General features: G+C 71.3%; 9 protein-coding genes. 3 read left to right on the forward strand and 6 right to left on the reverse strand.

The features are described from left to right. Window positions 1–26: 26 nt before the first annotated feature. From QC180_RS10885 to QC180_RS10910, 6 genes are read right to left on the reverse strand one after another with little or no spacing between them, the layout of a single operon-like run. Window positions 27–746 carry a thioesterase II family protein gene (locus tag QC180_RS10885; protein WP_278262532.1) on the reverse strand — a complete coding sequence of 240 codons (720 nt, stop codon included), beginning with the start codon at window positions 744–746 and terminating at the stop codon, window positions 27–29. Then, the gene (locus tag QC180_RS10890) at window positions 743–1912 is read right to left on the reverse strand and encodes an acyl-CoA dehydrogenase family protein (protein ID WP_278262533.1); all 1170 of its coding nucleotides are present in this window, start codon (window positions 1910–1912) and stop codon (window positions 743–745) included. Before QC180_RS10890 ends, QC180_RS10885 begins: the two co-directional genes overlap by 4 nt. Continuing rightward, on the reverse strand, window positions 1909–5070 hold the full coding sequence (locus QC180_RS10895) for a non-ribosomal peptide synthetase (protein WP_278262534.1): 3162 nt from the start codon (window positions 5068–5070) through the stop codon (window positions 1909–1911). Before QC180_RS10895 ends, QC180_RS10890 begins: the two co-directional genes overlap by 4 nt. A gap of 23 nt (window positions 5071–5093) precedes the next feature. After that, window positions 5094–12533, reverse strand: a complete 7440-nt coding sequence (locus tag QC180_RS10900) for a non-ribosomal peptide synthetase/type I polyketide synthase (RefSeq protein ID WP_278262535.1) — start codon at window positions 12531–12533, stop codon at window positions 5094–5096. 30 nt (window positions 12534–12563) lie between these two features. Next, window positions 12564–13751, reverse strand: coding sequence for an NAD(P)/FAD-dependent oxidoreductase (locus tag QC180_RS10905; protein ID WP_278262536.1), 1188 nt, complete (start codon window positions 13749–13751; stop codon window positions 12564–12566). After that, window positions 13748–15022 (reverse strand): DegT/DnrJ/EryC1/StrS aminotransferase family protein, encoded by a 1275-nt coding sequence (locus QC180_RS10910; RefSeq protein ID WP_278262537.1) that lies wholly within the window; start codon window positions 15020–15022, stop codon window positions 13748–13750. The genes QC180_RS10905 and QC180_RS10910 overlap by 4 nt, the downstream gene beginning before the upstream one ends. Window positions 15023–15343: 321 nt before the next feature. Here QC180_RS10910 and QC180_RS10915 point away from each other — a divergent pair, with 321 nt between their 5' ends. The 3 genes from QC180_RS10915 to QC180_RS10925 are packed head-to-tail and all read left to right on the forward strand — an operon-like array spanning window position 15344 to window position 18515. Next, window positions 15344–15571, forward strand: coding sequence for an acyl carrier protein (locus QC180_RS10915; RefSeq protein WP_278262538.1), 228 nt, complete (start codon window positions 15344–15346; stop codon window positions 15569–15571). Then, complete coding sequence (locus tag QC180_RS10920; protein WP_278262539.1) at window positions 15568–17244, forward strand: (2,3-dihydroxybenzoyl)adenylate synthase; 1677 nt, start codon at window positions 15568–15570, stop codon at window positions 17242–17244. Before QC180_RS10915 ends, QC180_RS10920 begins: the two co-directional genes overlap by 4 nt. Beyond that, window positions 17241–18515, forward strand: coding sequence for a metal-dependent hydrolase family protein (locus QC180_RS10925; protein WP_278262540.1), 1275 nt, complete (start codon window positions 17241–17243; stop codon window positions 18513–18515). The genes QC180_RS10920 and QC180_RS10925 overlap by 4 nt, the downstream gene beginning before the upstream one ends. Window positions 18516–18564: the final 49 nt, after the last annotated feature.

The raw sequence follows: 18564 nt of genomic DNA on the forward strand, positions 1-18564 counted from the left end.
GGGGGCGGGTGCCGTGGGCGCCCGCCCTAGCCGGGCCTGCCCTCGGCGCGCGTGGACAGTCGGTCGGCGACCGTGGTGGCCACGGCTTCCCAGTCGTCGTCGACGAAGAAGTGGTCGCCGGGGAAGCTCACCGAGTCGAAGGGGCCGGTGGTGTGCTCGCGCCAGGCCGCGAGCTCCCAGGGGAGCGCGTCGGTGTCCCGCGCGCCGGACAGGGCGGTGATCGGCGTCGTCAGCGGTGGCGCCGCGGTGAACTCGTAGGTTTCCGACACGGTGAAATCGGCGCGCAGCGCGGGCAGCAGCAGCGCGCGGAAGGCCGGGTCGGTGAGCGCGCGCAGGGTTCGCGAGCGTTCGCTGAGCCGGTCGAGGAACTCCGCGTCGGGCAGCCCGCGCAGCGCGGCCTCGCGCAGCGGCAGATGCGGTGCGCGATGGCCCGAGACCACCAGACGCACCGGCGGCACAGCGAACTCGGTCGTGAGCATCCGCGCGCATTCGAATGCGAGCAGGGCGCCGAGGCTGTGTCCGAACAGCGCGATCGGCCGGTCGAGCAGATCGCGCACCCGGTGCCGGATGTCGGCCAGCAGACCGTCCCAGGTGTGCAGCGCGGGCTCCCCCATCCGCTCGCCGTGACCCGGCAGCTGCATGGGCCGCACCTCGATCTCGTCCCCCAGCGGCCGCCGCCATCGCACGAAACTCTGGGCGTTGCCACCGGCGTAGGGAAAACACAGCAGCCGGATCCGGGCGCTCATCGGCCGGTCCCGCCGAGCAGGATCGCGGCGATATTGCGCAGCAGCAGATTGGCGGTGCCCTCATAGATCTTGCCCGCCTTGGCATCCCGGTAGAACCGAGCCACCGGATAGGCGTCGGTGAATCCGTTGCCGCCGAGGGTTTCCACCGCCACCGAGGCCGCCCGTTCCGCGACCTCGGCGGCGAGGTACTTGGTCATGGCGGCCGCACGCAATCGGTCGATCTGATCGGAGTCGCGCTCGAACAGCTCGACCGACTCGTTCAGCAGCGCCCGCGCCGCGGCCAGCTGCGCCGCGACCTCGGCCAGCGGGAACTGCACCCCCTGGTAGTCGGCGATGCGGGTGCCGAATTGCTCACGGGCACGGCTGTAGTCGATCGCCGTGTCCAGCGCGCCACGGGCCAGCCCGATCATCTGGGCCGCGATGCCCAGGCGCCCCAGGTCCAGCGCGGCCATCGCGACGACCTGGCCGCCACCGACCGGGCCGATGCGCCGCGCCGCGCCGACCGGCGTCGCGTCGAAGACGACGTCGGAGGTGGCGGCCGCGCGCACGCCGAGTTGTTCGACCCGGTCGTCGACGGTGACGCCCTCGGCGTCGGTGGGCACCAGGAACGCTGTCGGGCCGCTGCCCTCGACGTGGGCGAAGGTGAGCACGAGATCGGCGTTGCGGGCATTGCTGGTCCAGCGTTTACGGCCGGTGAGCACGTAGTCCGCGCCGACCCGCCGGGCCACGGTGGTCAGGGCGAACGCGTCGCTGCCCGCCTGTTCCTCCGACAGCGCGAAGGCGCCGATCCGGCCCGAGGCGAGCAGCGGAAGATACTGTCTACGTTGGTCTCCCGTGCCGTGCCGCAGGATCGTGCCCGCCACGAGGATATTGTGCACGTCGACACCGACCGCGACGCCGGGGTCGACGCGAGCCACCTCCTCGATGCCGATCAGGACCTGCCGCAGGCTCGCGCCGCGACCGCCGTAGGCGCGCGGGATCTCCACCGCCATCAGCCCTTCGGCGAAGAGGCGGTCGCGCAGTCCCGGGTCCAGCGTGGCGGTCTTGTCCATCTCGGTGGAGAGCGGGGCGATCTCGGTGTCGGCGAAGTGTCGCACGTGTTCGCGCCACCGGTCGTCGGCGGTGCTGTCGCGCTGTTCGGACGGGTGGACCGGCGATGTCGTCATCGGTTCTCCCGCACGAGGATCGGGCGCGCGGCGTCCACCACGCGGGCCAGATCCGCCACCGTACTGGCGGCCATGAGTTCGCTCAGGTCCGGTTCGAGCGCGTATTCGCCGCGCAATCGGCCGACCAGCCGCATGGCGGCCAGTGAGTGCAGGCCCAGTTCGCGCACGATGTCGCCCGCGCCGACCCTGGGCAGGTCGAGCACCTCGGCCAGCAATCGGGCCACCAGGTGTTCGGATTCGGTACGCGCGGCGGTGAACTCACCGACCGTGACCGCGTCGGCGACCGGGAACGCCGACAGGTCCACCTTGCCGCCGACCGTGGTGGGAATCCGGTCGATCCAGTACACGGCGGCGGGCACCATGTGCTCGGGCAGCCGGTCGCGCAGGAAACCCGCGAGGTGTTCGGCGAGGCGGGGTTCGGTGGTCGGAAACGGTCGCTCGGGTACCGCGTAGCCGAGCAACCGGTCGGCGCGGGGGCCACCGGGCGCGATGATCGCCGCCGAGCGCACGCCCGGCGCCGACCGCAGGACGGCTTCGATCTCGCCGAGTTCCACCCGGAATCCGCGCAGTTTGACCTGGGAGTCGGCCCGGCCGAGGAAGCGGATCTCGCCGTCGACCGAACAGGTGGCCAGATCGCCGGTGCGGTACAGCGGCTGACCGTCCGGGTCGAGGCCGAACCGCCGCGCGGTGAGTTCGCCGCGCGCGTGGTACCCACCGGCGACCGCCGGGCCCGCCACACACAGCTGACCCGTCGCGCCCGCCGGAACCGGCCGGTCGTTCTCGCCGAGCAGGACCACCCGCTGGTCGGGCAGCGCGCGGCCGATCGGAATCGGCGCGTCGGTGCGCAGATCGTGCTCGCGGATCAGGTGGTAGGTCGACACCACGGTGGCTTCGGTGACCCCGTAGAGGTTGTAGAGCTCGATGCCCCGGCGGTGGAACTCGGCGAAGCGGGGGCGCACCAGCGCCGGGTCGAGCCGATCGCCGCCGAGGAACACCTTGCGCAGCGCACCGTCGAGCGTCAGTTCCGGCGCCACGTGCTCGAACAGGGCAGGTGTCGCGCTGAGTACCGTCACGCCCTGTTCGGCGACGGTGCGGGCGAGGGCGCGCGGGTCGCGGGTGGTCGCGCTCGTCACCACGATCAGCCTGCCGCCGTTGCCGAGCGCGCCCCAGATCTCCCACACCGAGTAGTCGAAGGCGACCGAGTGCGCGCAGGTCCACACGTCCTCGGCGGCGAAGCCGAACACCTGACGCCCCGCGGCCAGCAGGCACTGGACGTGGCGGTGGCTGATCGGTACGCCTTTGGGTCTGCCGGTGGAGCCGGAGGTGTAGAGCAGGTAGGCGGGCGCCTCGGGATCGGCGGCGCGCGGCGCGGCGGGATCGGCCTGGTAGCGGGCGATCTCGGTGCGGGTGAGCAGCGGGGTGTCACCGTCGGGTACGAGCGCGGAGGCGGTGTCGTCGTCGACGATGACCGCCTCGGCGCCGCAGTCGGCCAGGGTGTCGGCCAGTCGGGCGGGCGGATGGTTCGGGTCCAGTGGCACGTAGGCCGCGCCGACCTCGAGCACCCCGATCATGGCCGCGACGAGGTCGGTCGAGCGCGGCAGGCACAGTCCGATCCGAGTCGCGCCGGGACAACGGTCGCGCAGGGCGGCCGCGACTCGGCCGGACCGTTCGACCAGCGCGCCGTAGGTGAGCGTGTGCTCGCCGCAGACCACGGCGATCGCGTCCGGATCGGTGCGGGCGTGGCGACGCAGCGTCTCGTGCAGGCATTCGGTGTCCGGCTCGGCGAAGGTCGTGGCGGCGTGGGCGGGGATGCCGTCGAAGGTCAGCTCGTCCAGTGTCGCCGCCGGGCGGGTGACGATCTGTTCCAGGACCGACACGACCTCGTCGGCGAAGCGCGCGGCGATGTCGTCACCGACGCTGCGGCGGTCGTAGAGCACCCGCAGCGGCATCTGTTCGCCGGGCATGATGACCATGGTGATCGGGAAGTGGGGCCTGCCGTCATAGCTCAGCTCGACCATCTCGGCCCCGAGCTCGGACAGGTCGAAATCGGGCATCGGCACGTTCTCGTAGGAGACGCTGCTCTGCAACAGGGGCAGCGCGGCGGCGGTGCCGACGAGGCCCTGCAGATCGGGGAGTGCCACCGCGGTGTGGGTGCTCGCCTCCTGGACGTGTCGACCGAAATCGCGCAACCAGGACCGCACCAGCATCGTCGGTTCGAGGGTGCGGCGCACCGGGACGGTGGCGATCATCGGCCCGAGGATCTCGGTGGACCCGTGCAGGTCCGGTGGCCGGTGCGCCATGGTGATGCCGCAGGCGAGGTCGGCGCGCCCGAGGAATCGTCCGAGCACCAGGAACCAGGCGCCCTGGGCGAGGGTCGCGAGGGTGAGTTGTTCGGCGCGTGCCACCGTGGACAGCCGCGGTGCCAGCTCACCGAGGACGCGTTCGAAGTAGCCGTGGGTCCGCGCCCCCGCCTCCTCCCCCAGCCCGCCCAGATACAGGTGCTCGACCGGCTGATACCCGGCCAGCTCGGCCTGCCAGAACTCCCGATCCGGGCCGGTGTCGCGCTCGCGCCACCAGCCGAGGTAGTCGCGATAGGGCCTGCCGGGCAACGGATCCGGCTGTTCGCCCCGGCACAGCTGCCGGTAGTGGGTGAGGAAGTCCTCGATGGCGAGGGTGAACGACCAACCGTCCATGAGCAGGTGGGAGAAGCGCCAGGAGAAGGTCCAGCGCTCGTCCACGCGCCGGATCAGCGTATTGCGCATCAGCGGCGCCGCCGCGAGATCGAAGCCGACCGCGCGTTCCTCGTCGAGCTGGGTCGCCAGGCGGGTCCGCTGGGTCGCCTCGTCGAGGTCCCGCCAGTCCAGGACCTCGGTCGGCAGGTCGACGGCACCGTGGACGACCTGCAGCACGGTGCCGTCGCGGCGCCAGTGGAAAGAGCTGCGCAGCAGGGGATGCCGGTCCACGACCAGCTGCCAGGCCCGCTCGAAGTGGCCGGGGTGGATCGTTCCGGTGAACTCCAGCCGCAGTTGTTCGATGTAGATGCCGAGTCCGGGCTGGGCGAGTTGCTCGTAGAGCAGGCCCTGCTGGATCGGGGACAGTTCGTAGATGTCCGCGATGTCGCGGACGGGTCGTCTGGTCGCGTCGTTGTCGTTCGTCACAGCCGGTTCCGCCTTCGTGCCAGTCAGCGCAGATCGTGGAGAAAGTCGTCGAGTTCGTCGTCGGACAGGCCCGCCAGCGGGAAGTCCGTCGGGTGGTAGGAGCCCGCGGACTGCTCGCGGCAGTGCCGGGCGATGTGGTCGAGCGTCGCGGCGAAACTCGCAGCGACGCAGGCGATCTCGGCCGTGTCGACGGCGGCGGCGAACTGCCACCGGACCCGCAACGCCCCGCCGACCAGCGCCGCACTGAGCTGGCCGACGCTGTTTCCCGGCGCGACACCGTCCACCCCGACGAAATCCTGCGGGGGCGTGAGCACGTCGTCGGTGCCGTCCCAGCGGACGAGTTCGCGGACGGTGATCGTCGTGGCGCGCGCGGGCCGCGTGTGTTCAGCGCGCAGCTGCCGCTTCAGCTCGGGCAGGTACACGCTCGGTGGCGCGTCGGCGGCGACCGGCTCCAGCACCGCCCATTCGGTCACCCGTCCGATCAGGTGCTCGGCCGGTTCGCCGGAGCGGGCGGGGTCGGTGCGCAGGGACCGTTCGAGCAGCACCCGTGGGGGCTCGGCCAGGACCCGCGCGGTCGCCACGGTCGCGGCGGTCGCGATGATCTCGGCGGGGTCGAGGTGGTAGCGCGCGGCCGCCACGGCGAACAGGTCCGCGGTGCGTGCGGCGTCGAGTGCGGTGGTGTGGATGCCCGGCAAGGTTCGCGGGACATCGCCGACCGTGGGCAGACCGTCCGGATGGACGGGCTCGCGGCGCAATCCGCGCGTCCACGCCGCCAGCGATCCGGCGGCGACGGTCCAGGTCACCTCGCGTCCGGCGGCCAGATCCCGGTAGGCCGAAATGAGTTCCCGGCACAGCGTGAGGACCGACGAGTCGTCGATCAGTGCCTGTGCGACCGCGCAGACCAGCACACTGCCCGCCTCGCCGCACCGGACCACCGCGAACTTCACGATCGGGCCGGTGCGTGGATCCACCTCGCCGGTCATCTCGGCGACCATGTCCGGCAGTGCCTCGGCGCGCACCGCTTCCGGCAGCGCGGTGAGGTCGATCTCGGGAAACGCGCTGTCGTCGGGGTCGTCGGTGGCCGGGGTGAACCACTGTCCCTCGTCGAGGTGGACACGACCGCGCAGGGCCGGATGACGGTCGAGCAGCGCCCGCCACGCCCGCCCGGCCAACGCCGGGTCGAAGTCGTCGGGCACCTCGAACGTCACCGAGCCGACCTGGGCGCCCGCGAAACGCTGTGCCGCGGTGAGCGTCACCGCCTCGCTCGTCTCCCCGACGCCGATGTCGCCGGGCGCGGTCGCCGCCAGTTCCGCGAACGACGCGTTCTCGAACAGTTGCTGCGGGGTGATGGCGAGACCGGCGGCAGTGGCCCGGCCGACGAAGCGCACGCCCATGATCGAATCGCCACCCAGCCGGAAGAAGCTGTCCCCCGGCCCGATCGAGTCGACGCCGAGCAGTTCACCCGCCAGCGTCAGCAGGGTGCGCAGGGCGGGGGTGAGCTCCACCTCGGCGGGCGCGGCGCTACCCGCGTGCCGTGGCTCGGGCAGCGCCGACCGGTCGACCTTCCCGTTGGCACTCAACGGCAGCTCGGCGATGAGCACGACGTCGGCGGGAATCATGTAGGACGGCAACACCGTGGCCAGGAACGCGCGCAGTGCCGCGGTGAACGCCGTCTCGTCGGCCGGGGTCCGCGCGGGGACCACGTGGGCGACGAGCCGCTGCTGGGTCCGCGGGCCCCGCGCCGAGGCGACGGCGCCGACGACCTCGGGATGGCGGGTCAGCGCGTGTTCGATCTCGCCCAGCTCGATCCGGTAGCCGCCGACCTTGACCTGGAAGTCGTCGCGACCGAGGAACTCCAGGGTGCCGTCGGGCAGGTAGCGACCCAGATCGCCGGTGCGGTACAGACGTTCACCGGTCTCCGGGTGCACGAGGAACGACTCGGCGGTGCGGGTCGGGTCGTTCCAATAGCATTCGGCCAGGCCCGAGCCCGCGATGTAGAGCTGGCCGGGCACCCAGACCGGCGCCGGGCGCAGCCGCTCGTCGTAGACGTGGAAACGCTGGTTGCGCAGGGGACGGCCGTAGGGAATCGAGGACCATTCCGGGTCGACCTCGCCGATCGGATAGGCGATCGACCACACCGCGGCCTCGGTCGCGCCACCCAGACTGATCACCTGGGTGCCCGGCGCGAGGGCTCGCAGCCGGTCCGGCAGCGACAGCGGAATCCAGTCCCCGCTCAGCAGGGTGACCCGCAGCGCGGCGAGCGCGGCCGCGTCGCCGGTGGACTCGAGGTGTTCGACCAGCATCTGCAGCAGCGCCGGGACCGAGTTCCAGGTCGTGACACCGTGGCGCCGACACAGCTCGCTCCAGCGCGCGGGGTCCCTGCGCTCCTCCGGCGCGGGCACGACCACCGTGCCGCCGACGGCCAAGATCCCGAAGACGTCGAACACCGAGAGGTCGAAGTTGAGCGCCGACAGCGCGAGCACCCGGTCCCCGGGGCCGAGGCCGAAGCGCTGCTCGATGTCGACCAGGGTGTTCAGGGCGGCCCGGTGACTCACCGCGACGCCTTTGGGCGTACCGGTGGAGCCGGAGGTGTAGATGACGTAGGCGATGTCGTCCGGCTCGGCCGGGCAGCGGAATCCGGTGTCCGGCCCGGGCGCGCACAACTCCTCGGAGATCTCGTACACGCGGGGCGCGCCGGTCCACCGCCCCGCCGTGCCCGGCTCGGTGAGCACGCATTCGATCCCCGCCTGGTCGACCAGCCAGCGACGCCGCTCCTCGGGCAGCTCCGGGTCCAGCGGTACGTAGACGCAGCCCGCGGCGGAGGCGGCGAGCGCGGCGACAATCTGCCGCCAGCCCTTCGCCAGCCCGATGCCGACCACGCTGCCGCGCCCGCACCCGGCCTCGGCGAGCACCCGCGCCAGTGTGGCGGTGCGCGCGGTCAATTCGGCGTAGTCGAGGGTGCGATCGGCGGCGATCACCGCTGGTGCGGTGGACGTGGCGTTGGCGAAGATCCGGGAGGTCAGCACGCCGTCGGGCAGCTGGCCGCCGGTCGCGTTGGCGGCGGCCCGCGACGCGAGTTGCCAGGCGGGCAGTTCGAGTACCGGCGGCCGATGCCAGTTCGCGGCATCGGCCAGGCCGACCACGAATTCCCGGTAGACCCGGAACATCTCGGCCATCATCCCGTCGGGGAACAGCGCGTCGACGGCGTGCCAGGCGAGTTCGAGGTTGCCTTCGAACTCGAGCAGGAAGTGGTCGATGCTGACCTGCGGGGTCTGCGAGACGAAGTAGGTCTGGTCGCCGAGCCAGTCCACCGGCGACTCGGCGGGCTTGCCGTCGAGGGTGTTGCCCAGCGCGCTGGTGAACACGACCGGCATGGCCTCGCCCGCGCCGCCGCGCGCCCTGGCCCGTTCGCGCAGGATCCGCACGCCGCTGACGAAGCGATGCTCGAAGTCGGCCCAGCTCTGACGCTGGAGGTCACGCGCGAGATCGGCGAAGCTGGACACCGCGACCGCGTCGACCTCGAGCAGGTCGAACGAGGCGAATTCGCCGACCACGTCGTCGACCTGCTCGTGCACCGGCAGCCGGTTCACGGCGGTGAAGTTGAGGGTGAACCGCTGCGACTTGCTCCAGGTGCCGACGGCCACCGCGAACGCCGCGAGCATGGCGCTGGACACGGTGACACCGAACTCCCCCGCCCGACTCTTGATCCGGCCCCACAGCTCGGCGTCGAGGGTGGCGTGCCTGCGCACGAAGGTCCGCCGGGCGAGGTCGTCGACGCCGGTGGTGGCCGTCGGCAGCTCGGGGGCGGGCGGCAGTTCGCGGACCCGCGCGCGCCAGTACTCGAGGGCGCGCTCGTAGCGCGGCGTGGCGCGTAGGCGCTCCTCGGCCAGGACGTAGTCGCGGAAAGTCAGTGCGGGCCGGGCGAGTTCGAGGTCGGGCTCGTGGTAGCTGTCGCGCCACTGCGGCAGCAGCTGATAGAAGAACGACGACACATCGGCGACCAGCAGATCGAAGCTGATGTGTACCCGCACCACGCGCTCGGGCAGCACGCTGACCCGGATCTCCCACAGCGGCCACGCGTCGGCCCGGCGCACCTCGGCCGCCATCCGCGTGCGGATGGCGGCCAGCTGATCCTCGGCGCGGGCGGGATCGGCCTCGGTCAGGTCGAGCACGGTGAAGCGGTAGGGCGTGGTGTCGGGCAGCACGCGCTGACGTCCGTCGGGCAGCACGATCATGCGCAGCATGTCGTGGCGGTGCACCACCCGCTGCCAGGCCCGCTCGAGCCGGGGCACATCGAGGGTACGGCTGTCGAATTCGAAGTACAGGTGCGGCGCCACCCCGCCCATGTCGAAACTCGACAGTCGACCGATCCACTGCGCCTGCTGCATCTCGGTGAGCGGGAACGGGTCGTACCGGTGCTCCGGGCTCGGGACGACGGCGTCGATCTCGTCCTCGGTGGTGCCCGCGGCCCGCAGTTGTTCGGCGAGTCCGGCGACGGTCGGGGTCGCCAGCAGCCGGTCCAGGGTGACGGTGCGGCCGAGGGTGCCGCGCAACCGGTTGAGCACCTGGGTCGCCAGCAGCGAGTGCCCGCCGAGTTCGAAGAAGTTGTCGCGCGCGCCGATCGGCGCGAGGCCGAACAGTTCCTCCCAGACCTCGGTGATCGACACCTCGAGTTCGTCGGCGGGTTCGACGTAGCCCGTGAGCAGGGTGCTCGGCCGGGTCGAGCGGATCGACGGCTCGGCGACCGGTTCCGAGGTCGCGGCGAAACCGGCCGCGATGTCACCCGGGGCGGGTTCGCTCGCCCGGCGCGGTTCGATCCAGTACCGGTCGCGCTGGAACGGGTAGCGCGGCAGATCCACACGGGGGCGCCGGGTTCCGTGCACGGCCGACCAGTCGACCTCGCCGCCGAAGAGCCACACGTCGCCGACGGCCGTGCGCACCACGTGGGTGTCGTCGACGGCCTCGTCGGGACGGCGCATCGTGGTCACCGCGGCCGCCCGGGGCGATTCGGGACCGCCGCACGCGCGGGCCAGGGTGCTCAGGGTGTTGCCGGGGCCGACCTCGACCAGCACGGCGGGCCGGTCCCCGATCGCGGTGACGATCGCGTCGGCGAAACGCACCGGACGCCGCATGTGCGCACCCCAGTAGCCCGGGTCCGTGGCCGTGGCGGCGTCGAGGGGTTCGCCGGTGACACAGGAGACGACCGATCGGACCGGCGCGGACAGCGTCGCCTCGGTGACCACACGGGTGAACGGCTCCACGATCGGGTCCATCATCGCCGAGTGGAAGGCGTGTGAGGTGTGCAGCGGTCGCACGGCGATGCCGTCGGCGGTCAACTCCTGGGACAACCGGTCGATCGCGTCGTGCGGCCCCGAGGCCACACACAGTTCCGGGGCGTTGATCGCCGCCAGCGACACCTCGGCGGGCAGCCGGGGTCGCGTCCGCTCGGCCCCGGCCGCGATCGAGATCATGGCGCCACCGGGCAACTCCTGCATGAGTTTTCCCCGTACCGCGACCAGCCAGGTCGCGTCGGCCAGCGACAGCACCCCGGCCAGGCAGGCGGCGACGAACTCGCCGATGCTGTGGCCGACCATCGTGTCCGGCTCGACCCCCCACGAGAGCAGCAGGCGCGCCATCGCGTACTCGGTGGCGAAGAGGGCGGGTTGGGCCAGCGTGGTGCGGGTGAGCCCGTCGGTGGTGGGATCGTCCGGATAGAGCACCTCGCGCAGATCGAAGCCGAGGTGGTCGCGGAACAGGTCCGCGCAGTCGTCGATCGCGCGCGCGAATTCCGGTTCACCGGCGTAGAGCTCCCGGCCCATGCCGGGGTACTGGGCGCCCTGGCCGGGGAACAGGAACACCACCTTCGCCCCGGCCGTGCCCGCGTCGGCGCTACGCAGCCGCCCCGGATCGGCACCGGCCAGCAGCGCGGCAGCCTCGGCGGTGTCGCGGGCGAGCACGGCACGGCGGAACCGCAGCGGTGCCCGTCCGGACTGCAGGGTGTGCGCGATATCGACCAGTGGTGTCGGGTCGAGATCGGTGAGCCGGGCGGCGATCCGCGCGGTGGTGTCGTCGAGCGCGGCGGGTGTCGCGGCGGAGAGCACCACGAGCTGCGGCCGGTCACAGGCGGGCGCGGCGGGCGGCTCGGGTGCCTGTTCGAGTACCACGTGCGCGTTGGTCCCGCCGATACCGAACGAACTCACTCCGATCCGGCGGGGGTCCTCGCCGGTGTCCCACGGGCGCAGCCCGGTGTTGACGAAGAACGGGGTGGCCGCGAAGTGGATGCGCGGGTTGGGCCGCTCGAAATGCAGACTCGGCACCAGCGTCCGGTGGTGCAGTTGCAGGACGGCTTTGATGAACCCGGCGATCCCGGCGGCCGACTCGAGGTGGCCGATGTTCGCCTTGACCGAGCTCACCGCGCAGAACTGGGTGTCGGCGGTGGATCTGCTGAAGGCCCGGGTGAGCGCGGCGATCTCGATCGGGTCGCCGACGTGCGTGCCGGTACCGTGCGCCTCGACGGCGCTGATCGTGCGCGCGGAGATCCCGCTCGCGGTGATGGCGTCGGCGACGACCGCTTCCTGTCCGCGCACGCTCGGCGCGGTGTAGCCGACCTTGTCGCGGCCGTCGTTGTTCACCGCGGAACCCTTGAGCACGGCCAGGATCCGATCGTTGTCCCGGCGCGCGTCTGCCAGCCGTTTGAGCACGACCACCCCGACACCGTTGCCGAAGACGGTGCCCGCCGCCTCGGCGTCGAAGGGGCGACAGTGCCCGTCGGGCGAGTAGATCAGGCCCGGCTCGTAGCGATAGCCGACGTGGTGGGGCACCCGCACACAGACCCCACCGGCCAGGGCGAGCTCGCACGTCCCGGCCCGCAGCGCCGCCGCCGCCTCGTGCACCGCCACCAGCGAGGTGGAGCACGCGGTCTGCACGCTGATCGCCGGGCCGGTCAGTCCGAGCGCGTGCGCGGTCCGGCTGGCCAGATAGTCCTTGTCGTTGTGGATCTGCAACTCGAACATGGCCGCGTCCAGCACGAACCGCTGCCCGCCGAGCAGATTCGACAGCAGGTAGCCGGGCAGGTTCGCCCCGGCGAACACCCCGGCGGTCCCACAGTGGGCGGGGTCGATGCCCGCGTGTTCCATGGCGTGCCAGGCGGTTTCGAGGAACAGCCGCTGCTGGGGGTCCAGCAGCGCGGCCTCGCGGGCGGTGAAGCCGAAGAATCCGGCGTCGAAGAGCTCGATGCCCTCCAGCGTCGGCGCGACGGCCACATAGTCCGCACCGGCGATCAGCTCCGGGTCCAGCCCCTCGGCGAGCAGTTGTTCCCGGCTCAGTGGGCGGATCGACTCCACGCCGGAACAGAGGTTGTGCCAATAGGTTTCGATATCGGGGGCACCCGGAAAGCGGCCAGCGAGACCGACGACCGCGATGTCGACGCGGTCGGCATCGGCGGTGGGCAGGGTAGAAGTCACCGTGAATCTCCTCGGTTGCGCTCGGGGTGTTCAGGAATCGACGTGGCTCGACAGCGGCAGCGCGAGACGTGCCACGTCGTAGGTCGTCGCGCCGTCGAGGCACAGCTCGGCGCACGCCTCCCCCAGCAGCGGGACGAACTTGAAACCCCAACCGCCGGTGCAGATCACCACGTTCGCGCCGCCCGCGCACCGTCCCTCGGCGGTGCCGAGGAAGAACTGCCGTCGCGGGTCGGTGGGCAGCACGGCCAGGCAGGTCTCCCTGGCCAGTGGACGCGGGTCGACCAGGGGGAAGTGGCGGGCGACCCAGCCGCACACCCGGTCGACGTGGCGCGGGTCGGGGACCCCGCTCGCCCGGTCCGGGTCGGTCAGCGGATTCACCTCGAAGACCGGGCCGACGCGCACGAGGTCGGTGTCCTGCCACGCGTTGGGCGGGAAGCCGTAGAACAGGTTGGTGTCGTCCTCGGTGGGTTCCTGGAAGACGTACCAGAACGGGTAGCGGGCCAGTGGATCCCGCTGCCGCAACGTCACCAGCGCCATCTCGAACACCGCGAGATCCAGTCGCGCGCCCAGGGGCTCGAGCAACCGGTTGGCGAAGGGCCCACCGGCCACGATCGCCTTCCCGGCCGCGACCCATCCCCGGTCGGTGCGCAGCCGCACACCGTCGTCGTGGGCGACCACTTCCCTCACCGTGTGCCGGGCGCGCAGGACGCATCCGGCCGCGCTGGCCAGCTCCAGCAGCCCGTCGACGGTGGCGCGCACGTCGACGGCGCCGCCGTCGGGTTGTACGAAGCCCTCCCAGTGCCGGGGCAGATCCGCGAAGCCGTATCGACGCTCGATCTCGGGCGCGGTCAGCCAGTCGTAGGGGATCGACAGCGCGTCCATGGTGCGCGCGGTCTCGGAGATCCGGCCCTCGTTGGTGGCCACATCGACGTCACCGAACCAGAGGCTGCCGAACGCGTGGACCAGTGTGCGGTCGCAGGCCCGTTCGAGCTCCCGCCACATGGGCAGGGCCGCGCCGGTCAGTCGGCACAGGTCGGGTTCGGTGTACTGCAGGCGCCAATGCCGTTCGGCCCCACTGGTTCCGCCGCGCTGATTGCCGAAGTCGTCCTGTTCGAAGACCGCCACCCGCGCGCCGCGGCGGGCCGCCCGCCAGGCCGAGGCCAGCCCCACCGGGCCGCCACCGATCACGACGATGTCGAAGTGCTCCGTCTCGGTCATGGCACCAGACCTTTCGCTGTGCGCGCCGTCGTGGCGGTCAGGGATGAGTGGGCGAATTCCTCGCCCAGCGCGGTGTCCAGGTGGGACACCAGCTGTTCGACCTGTCGATCGGTGACGGCCGGATGACACGGCAGGTTCACCTGCTGCTCGAACCACAGGCGCTCGGCGACCGGGCATTCCCCGGCGTCGTGGCCCCTGGCCGCCCACTCCGCGAGCAGATGCATCGGGAAGTAGCGCAGTTGCATCTGGACGCCGAGGGCGTCGAGGCGCGCGACCAGCCGATCGCGACGCAGACCGGCGGCCGGGTCGACGAAGAAGGTGAACAGATGCTGGGCGTGGCGGACCGGCTGCGCGCCGCGTTGGATCCGCACGCCCGGATAGCGGGCGAGCACCTCGGTGTAGGCCGCGGCGATCTCGGTGCGTCTGCGCACCATCGCGTCGAGCTTGGACAGCTGGACGATGCCGACCGCCGCGTTGGGCTCGGCCAGGGTGGCGTTGGTGCCGCCGTAGCGGATGCGCGCGCAGCCGTGGGTATAGGTGCGGCCGGGGTGCATCATCCACGGGTGCGCGCTGGTGCGCTCACCGATGACGCGCGGCTTCTCGTGATAGACGGCGTCGGCGTCGTTGGACCGGATCCGGTCGACCCGCTCGGCCAGCGCGCCGTCGAGCAGGGTGATCATGCCACCCTCCCCCAGGGTGGTGATGTTCTTGCTGGAATGGAAGCTGAAGCAGCCGATATCGGCCAGCGCACCGGGTTTTCGTCCCCGGTAATCCGCGCCGAGCGCGTGCGCGCAATCCTCGATCACCGTGATGCCGTGGCGCCGCGCGATCGCCATGATCGCGTCCATGTCGCAGGGCAGCCCGCCGTAGTGCACCAGGATGATGGCCCGGGTCCGGCCGGTGATCAGTGCCTCCAGGCGGACCGGATCGATATTGAGCGTGTCCGGTTCGACGTCGCAGAAGCGCACCCGCACCGGGTAGTTCAGCAGCGGCTGGACACTCGCCTTGTAGGTCTGCGGGGTGGCGATGACCTCGTCGCCCTCGGTGAGGTCCAACAGGCGGATCGCGATCTCGAGTGCCACCGTGCCGCTGGTCACCGAGAGCGCGTGCGGCGCCCCGACGTGCCGACGGAAACATCGTTCGAATTCTTCGCGCCACCGTCCCCCGGAAAGATTCTCGCCGGAATTCACCAATTCGGTCAGTACAGCTATTTCCTGCTCGTCGAGAAGAGACCCGAGTTGCGGATAAGGAATCGCGTACGACTGCTCCACCGTTCACCTCCAGGATTCAGCCCTGCACCGCGCACCCGAAAGTCTGGATATCGATGATCGTGGGCCGTTCCCCCGTCCGGACCCGACGATATCCCCGCCGGTACCGGACAAGAGTCTCAAAGTCCGCGGCGGCCCGGGAATACCACGGTCGACCTAACCGGTTCTACGACCGTAACCCGCTGGCGCGGAACACTTCACCCGCGAGTTGATACCGGCGACTTAGGCCGTTGTCACCTTCGCGCGCCGTCGATTAATCTCGGCCTGCCAGGCAGAATCGGCGCAGGTATTTCGCCGTTGACACAAGGGGTAGGCGTCGTGGCCGTGAGTGAATTCAAACAACTCTTGATCGAAATCGGCGTGCCGGAACGCACCGTCGACGGAGTACGACCGCAGACCCGGATCCGGGCCGACCTCGGTCTGTCGTCGAGCCAGACCACCGAGTTGGAGATCCAGTTGCGCGAGCGATTCGGCATGACGCTGAATCTGTGGGATCGCGAGGACTACACGGTCGGGCAATTGGCCGACCGTATTCCGGAGCCGCGAGGATGAGCGCCGAGTCGCGACGGCGCGATCCCGAGGTCCCGATGATCGATGCGCGGCGGGCCGAGGAATACCGGCGCGCCGGGCTGTGGCAGCGGGAAACGCTCGCCGAATTGCTGCGAGCCGCTCGGACGCGCGACCCGCAGCGGTGTGCGCTGGTCACCCCGACGGACAGACTCTCCTACGCCGACCTGCATGCCGCCGTCACCAGTACGAGTGAACGCCTGCGCGGGCTCGGGATCGACATCGGCGACCGGGTGGTGGTCCATCTGCCCAACCGGACCGAGATGCTCGTCCTGGTGCTGGCGCTGCTCGAGATCGGGGCGCCCCCGGTCCTGGTGATGCCGGGCTTCGGCGACTACGAGCTCGCGCACGTGGTCGCGGTCGCCGAGCCGGTCGCGCTGGCGGTGAGCACGGAGGGACCCCGGCGCACGGCCGTGGAGTCCGCGCGGCGGCTGCGCGAGCAGCATCCCGCCCTGCGCCACGTGCTGGTCTCGGGCCAGGACAGCACCGCCGAGATCGATCTGCGCACCCTGTGCGACCCGAACGCGTCCTGGTGCGCACCGCTGGCACCGGTGCCCGCGCCGAACGACCGGCATCCGCACGACGCGGCGGTGTTCCTGCTGTCCGGGGGCACCACCGGCGCGCCGAAGGTGATTCCCCGGGGCAACGCGGGCTACGCCTACATGATCCGCGCCACCTGCGAGATCGCCGCGCTGTCCGCGGATTCGGTGTATCTCGCGGTGATGCCCGCCGCGCACGGCTTCGTCCTGAACTGTCCGGGGGTGCTGGGCACCCTGGTGTGCGGCGGCACCGTCGTCCTGGCCGATCCGGACGACCCGCGCCGCGCCTTCGCCCTGATCGAGCGGGAGCGGGTGACCCACTGCGCCCTGGTGCCGACCCTGGCCACCCGCTGGGTGAGCGCCGCGGCCGAAACGACCGCCGACCTGTCCAGCCTGCGGGTGGTGCAGATCGGCGGCGCCCCACCGGATCCCGATCTGGCGGCCCGGATCGGGCCCGCGTTGGGTGCCACCCTGCAGCAGTGCTACGGCATGAGCGAGGGCCTACTGAACTACACCGCGCTCACCGATCCCGACGCCGTCGTGCACGGCACCCAGGGCAGGCCCGCCTCGCCGCTGGACGAGATCCGCATCGTCGACGACACCGATCGCGAGGTGCCCGACGGCGAGATGGGCCAGCTCCTCACCCGGGGGCCCTACACCGTCGCGGGCTACTACCGCGACCCGGCGGCGACCGCGAAAGCCTTCACCCCGGAGGGTTTCTACCGCACGGGCGACATGGTCACCCGGACCCCGCGCGGCGATCTGGTCGTCGGTGGCCGCGCCCGCGACATCGTCAATCGGGGCGGGGACAAGATCCCCGCGGCGGACCTCGAGATGCTGGTGACGCGGCATCCCGGCGTCCGCGCGTGCGCGGTGATCGGCGCGCCCCACGCCCTCTATGGCGAAGTCGTGTGCCTCTACGTGGTGGCCGAACCCGGCGCCGAACCCGGCCTGCTGGCAGTGCGCGGGTTCCTGCGCGAGATCGGGGTCGCCCCCTACAAGCTGCCCGAATCGCTGTGGGTCGTGGACGAATTGCCGACCACCGCGCTCGGCAAGATCGATAAGAACGCCCTGCGCGCCGACCTCGCGCGCCGTACCGCCGTGGAGGCACAGGCATGAGAGAGCGTATCGACGCCGACCTGCTCGTCCCGGGCTCGGGCGAGCCGATCGCGCACGGCAGCGTCGTCGTCGCCGACGGCCGCATCACCTTCGCGGGGCCCACCGCCCAACTGTCCGGTGACGACACCGCTCTGGTCGCCACCCGGGTCGCCACCCTGCTGCCCGGACTGTGGGACTGTCACGTGCATTTCGCCGGGATCCGCGGCCGGGTCAGCACCGAGGAGTTGACGCTCACCCCCGAGGCGCTGGCCGTGGCGCGCAGCGTCAAGGACGCGGAAACGGCGCTGCGGGCGGGCTTCACCAGTGTGCGCGACCTCGGCGGCTACGGCTGTGTCCTCGCGGAAGCCGTCGCCGAGGGCACCTTCGTCGGGCCGACCATCTACAGCGCCAATCAGGTGATCGGGCAGACCGGTGGTCACTCCGACGCGCATCGGCTGCCGTATCGCTGGATGTCGGATCCCTGCCGGTCCGGCACCTTGCGCATCGCCGACGGCGTGGACGAGTGCCTCAAGGCCGTGCGCCTGCAACTGCGGGCGGGCGCCAAAATCATCAAGGTCTGTACCTCCGGTGGTGTGCTGAGCGAGCTCGACAGCCCGGTGCATCAGCAGTTCCGGGACGAGGAATTGCGCGCGATCGTCACCGAGGCCGCGCGCGCGGACCGGGTCGTGGCCGCGCACTGCCACGGCCGGGCCGGCATCATGGCCGCGATCCGGGCCGGGTGTCACACCATCGAGCACGGCAGCGAACTCGACAGCGAGTGCGCGGATCTCATGGCCGAGCGCGGCATGGTGCTGGTGCCCACCCGCACGGTCTACGAGGCGTTCCGTCAGGATGTCGCGGCCCTGCCACCGACCTGGCGGGACCGCTTCGAGAGCATGGCCGAGCGGCATCTGTCCGCGATCGCGCTGGCCCACCGGGCGGGTGTCACCCTCGCGCTCGGAACCGATCTGGGCACCAGCGACCGGGGACGACCGCTGTCGTGGGGTGCGAACGCGAGCGAGTTCACCCACCTGGTGGCCGCCGGATTGAGCCCCGCGGAGGCCATCGCCGCCGCCACCGCGCACGGTCCGGCCACCCTGGGCCCGGCCGGACCGAAGTCCGGGCAGCTCGCCGCCGGATACGACGCCGACCTGCTCGCGGTGGACGCCGACCCCCTGGCCGACATCGCGGTGCTCACCCGCCAGGCGAGCATCACCCATGTGTGGAAGGCGGGTGCCCTCGTCCACACCGGACCCGGTGCGGCACTGCGCGAGCCCGTCCGGGTGGGATGAAACCGCCGAAAGCAGGGGCCCGCCACCGTCGCTCGGTGGCGGGCCCCGC

Source organism: Nocardia anocheti, assembly GCF_029675105.1.
In the GTDB taxonomy this organism is placed as follows: domain Bacteria; phylum Actinomycetota; class Actinomycetes; order Mycobacteriales; family Mycobacteriaceae; genus Nocardia.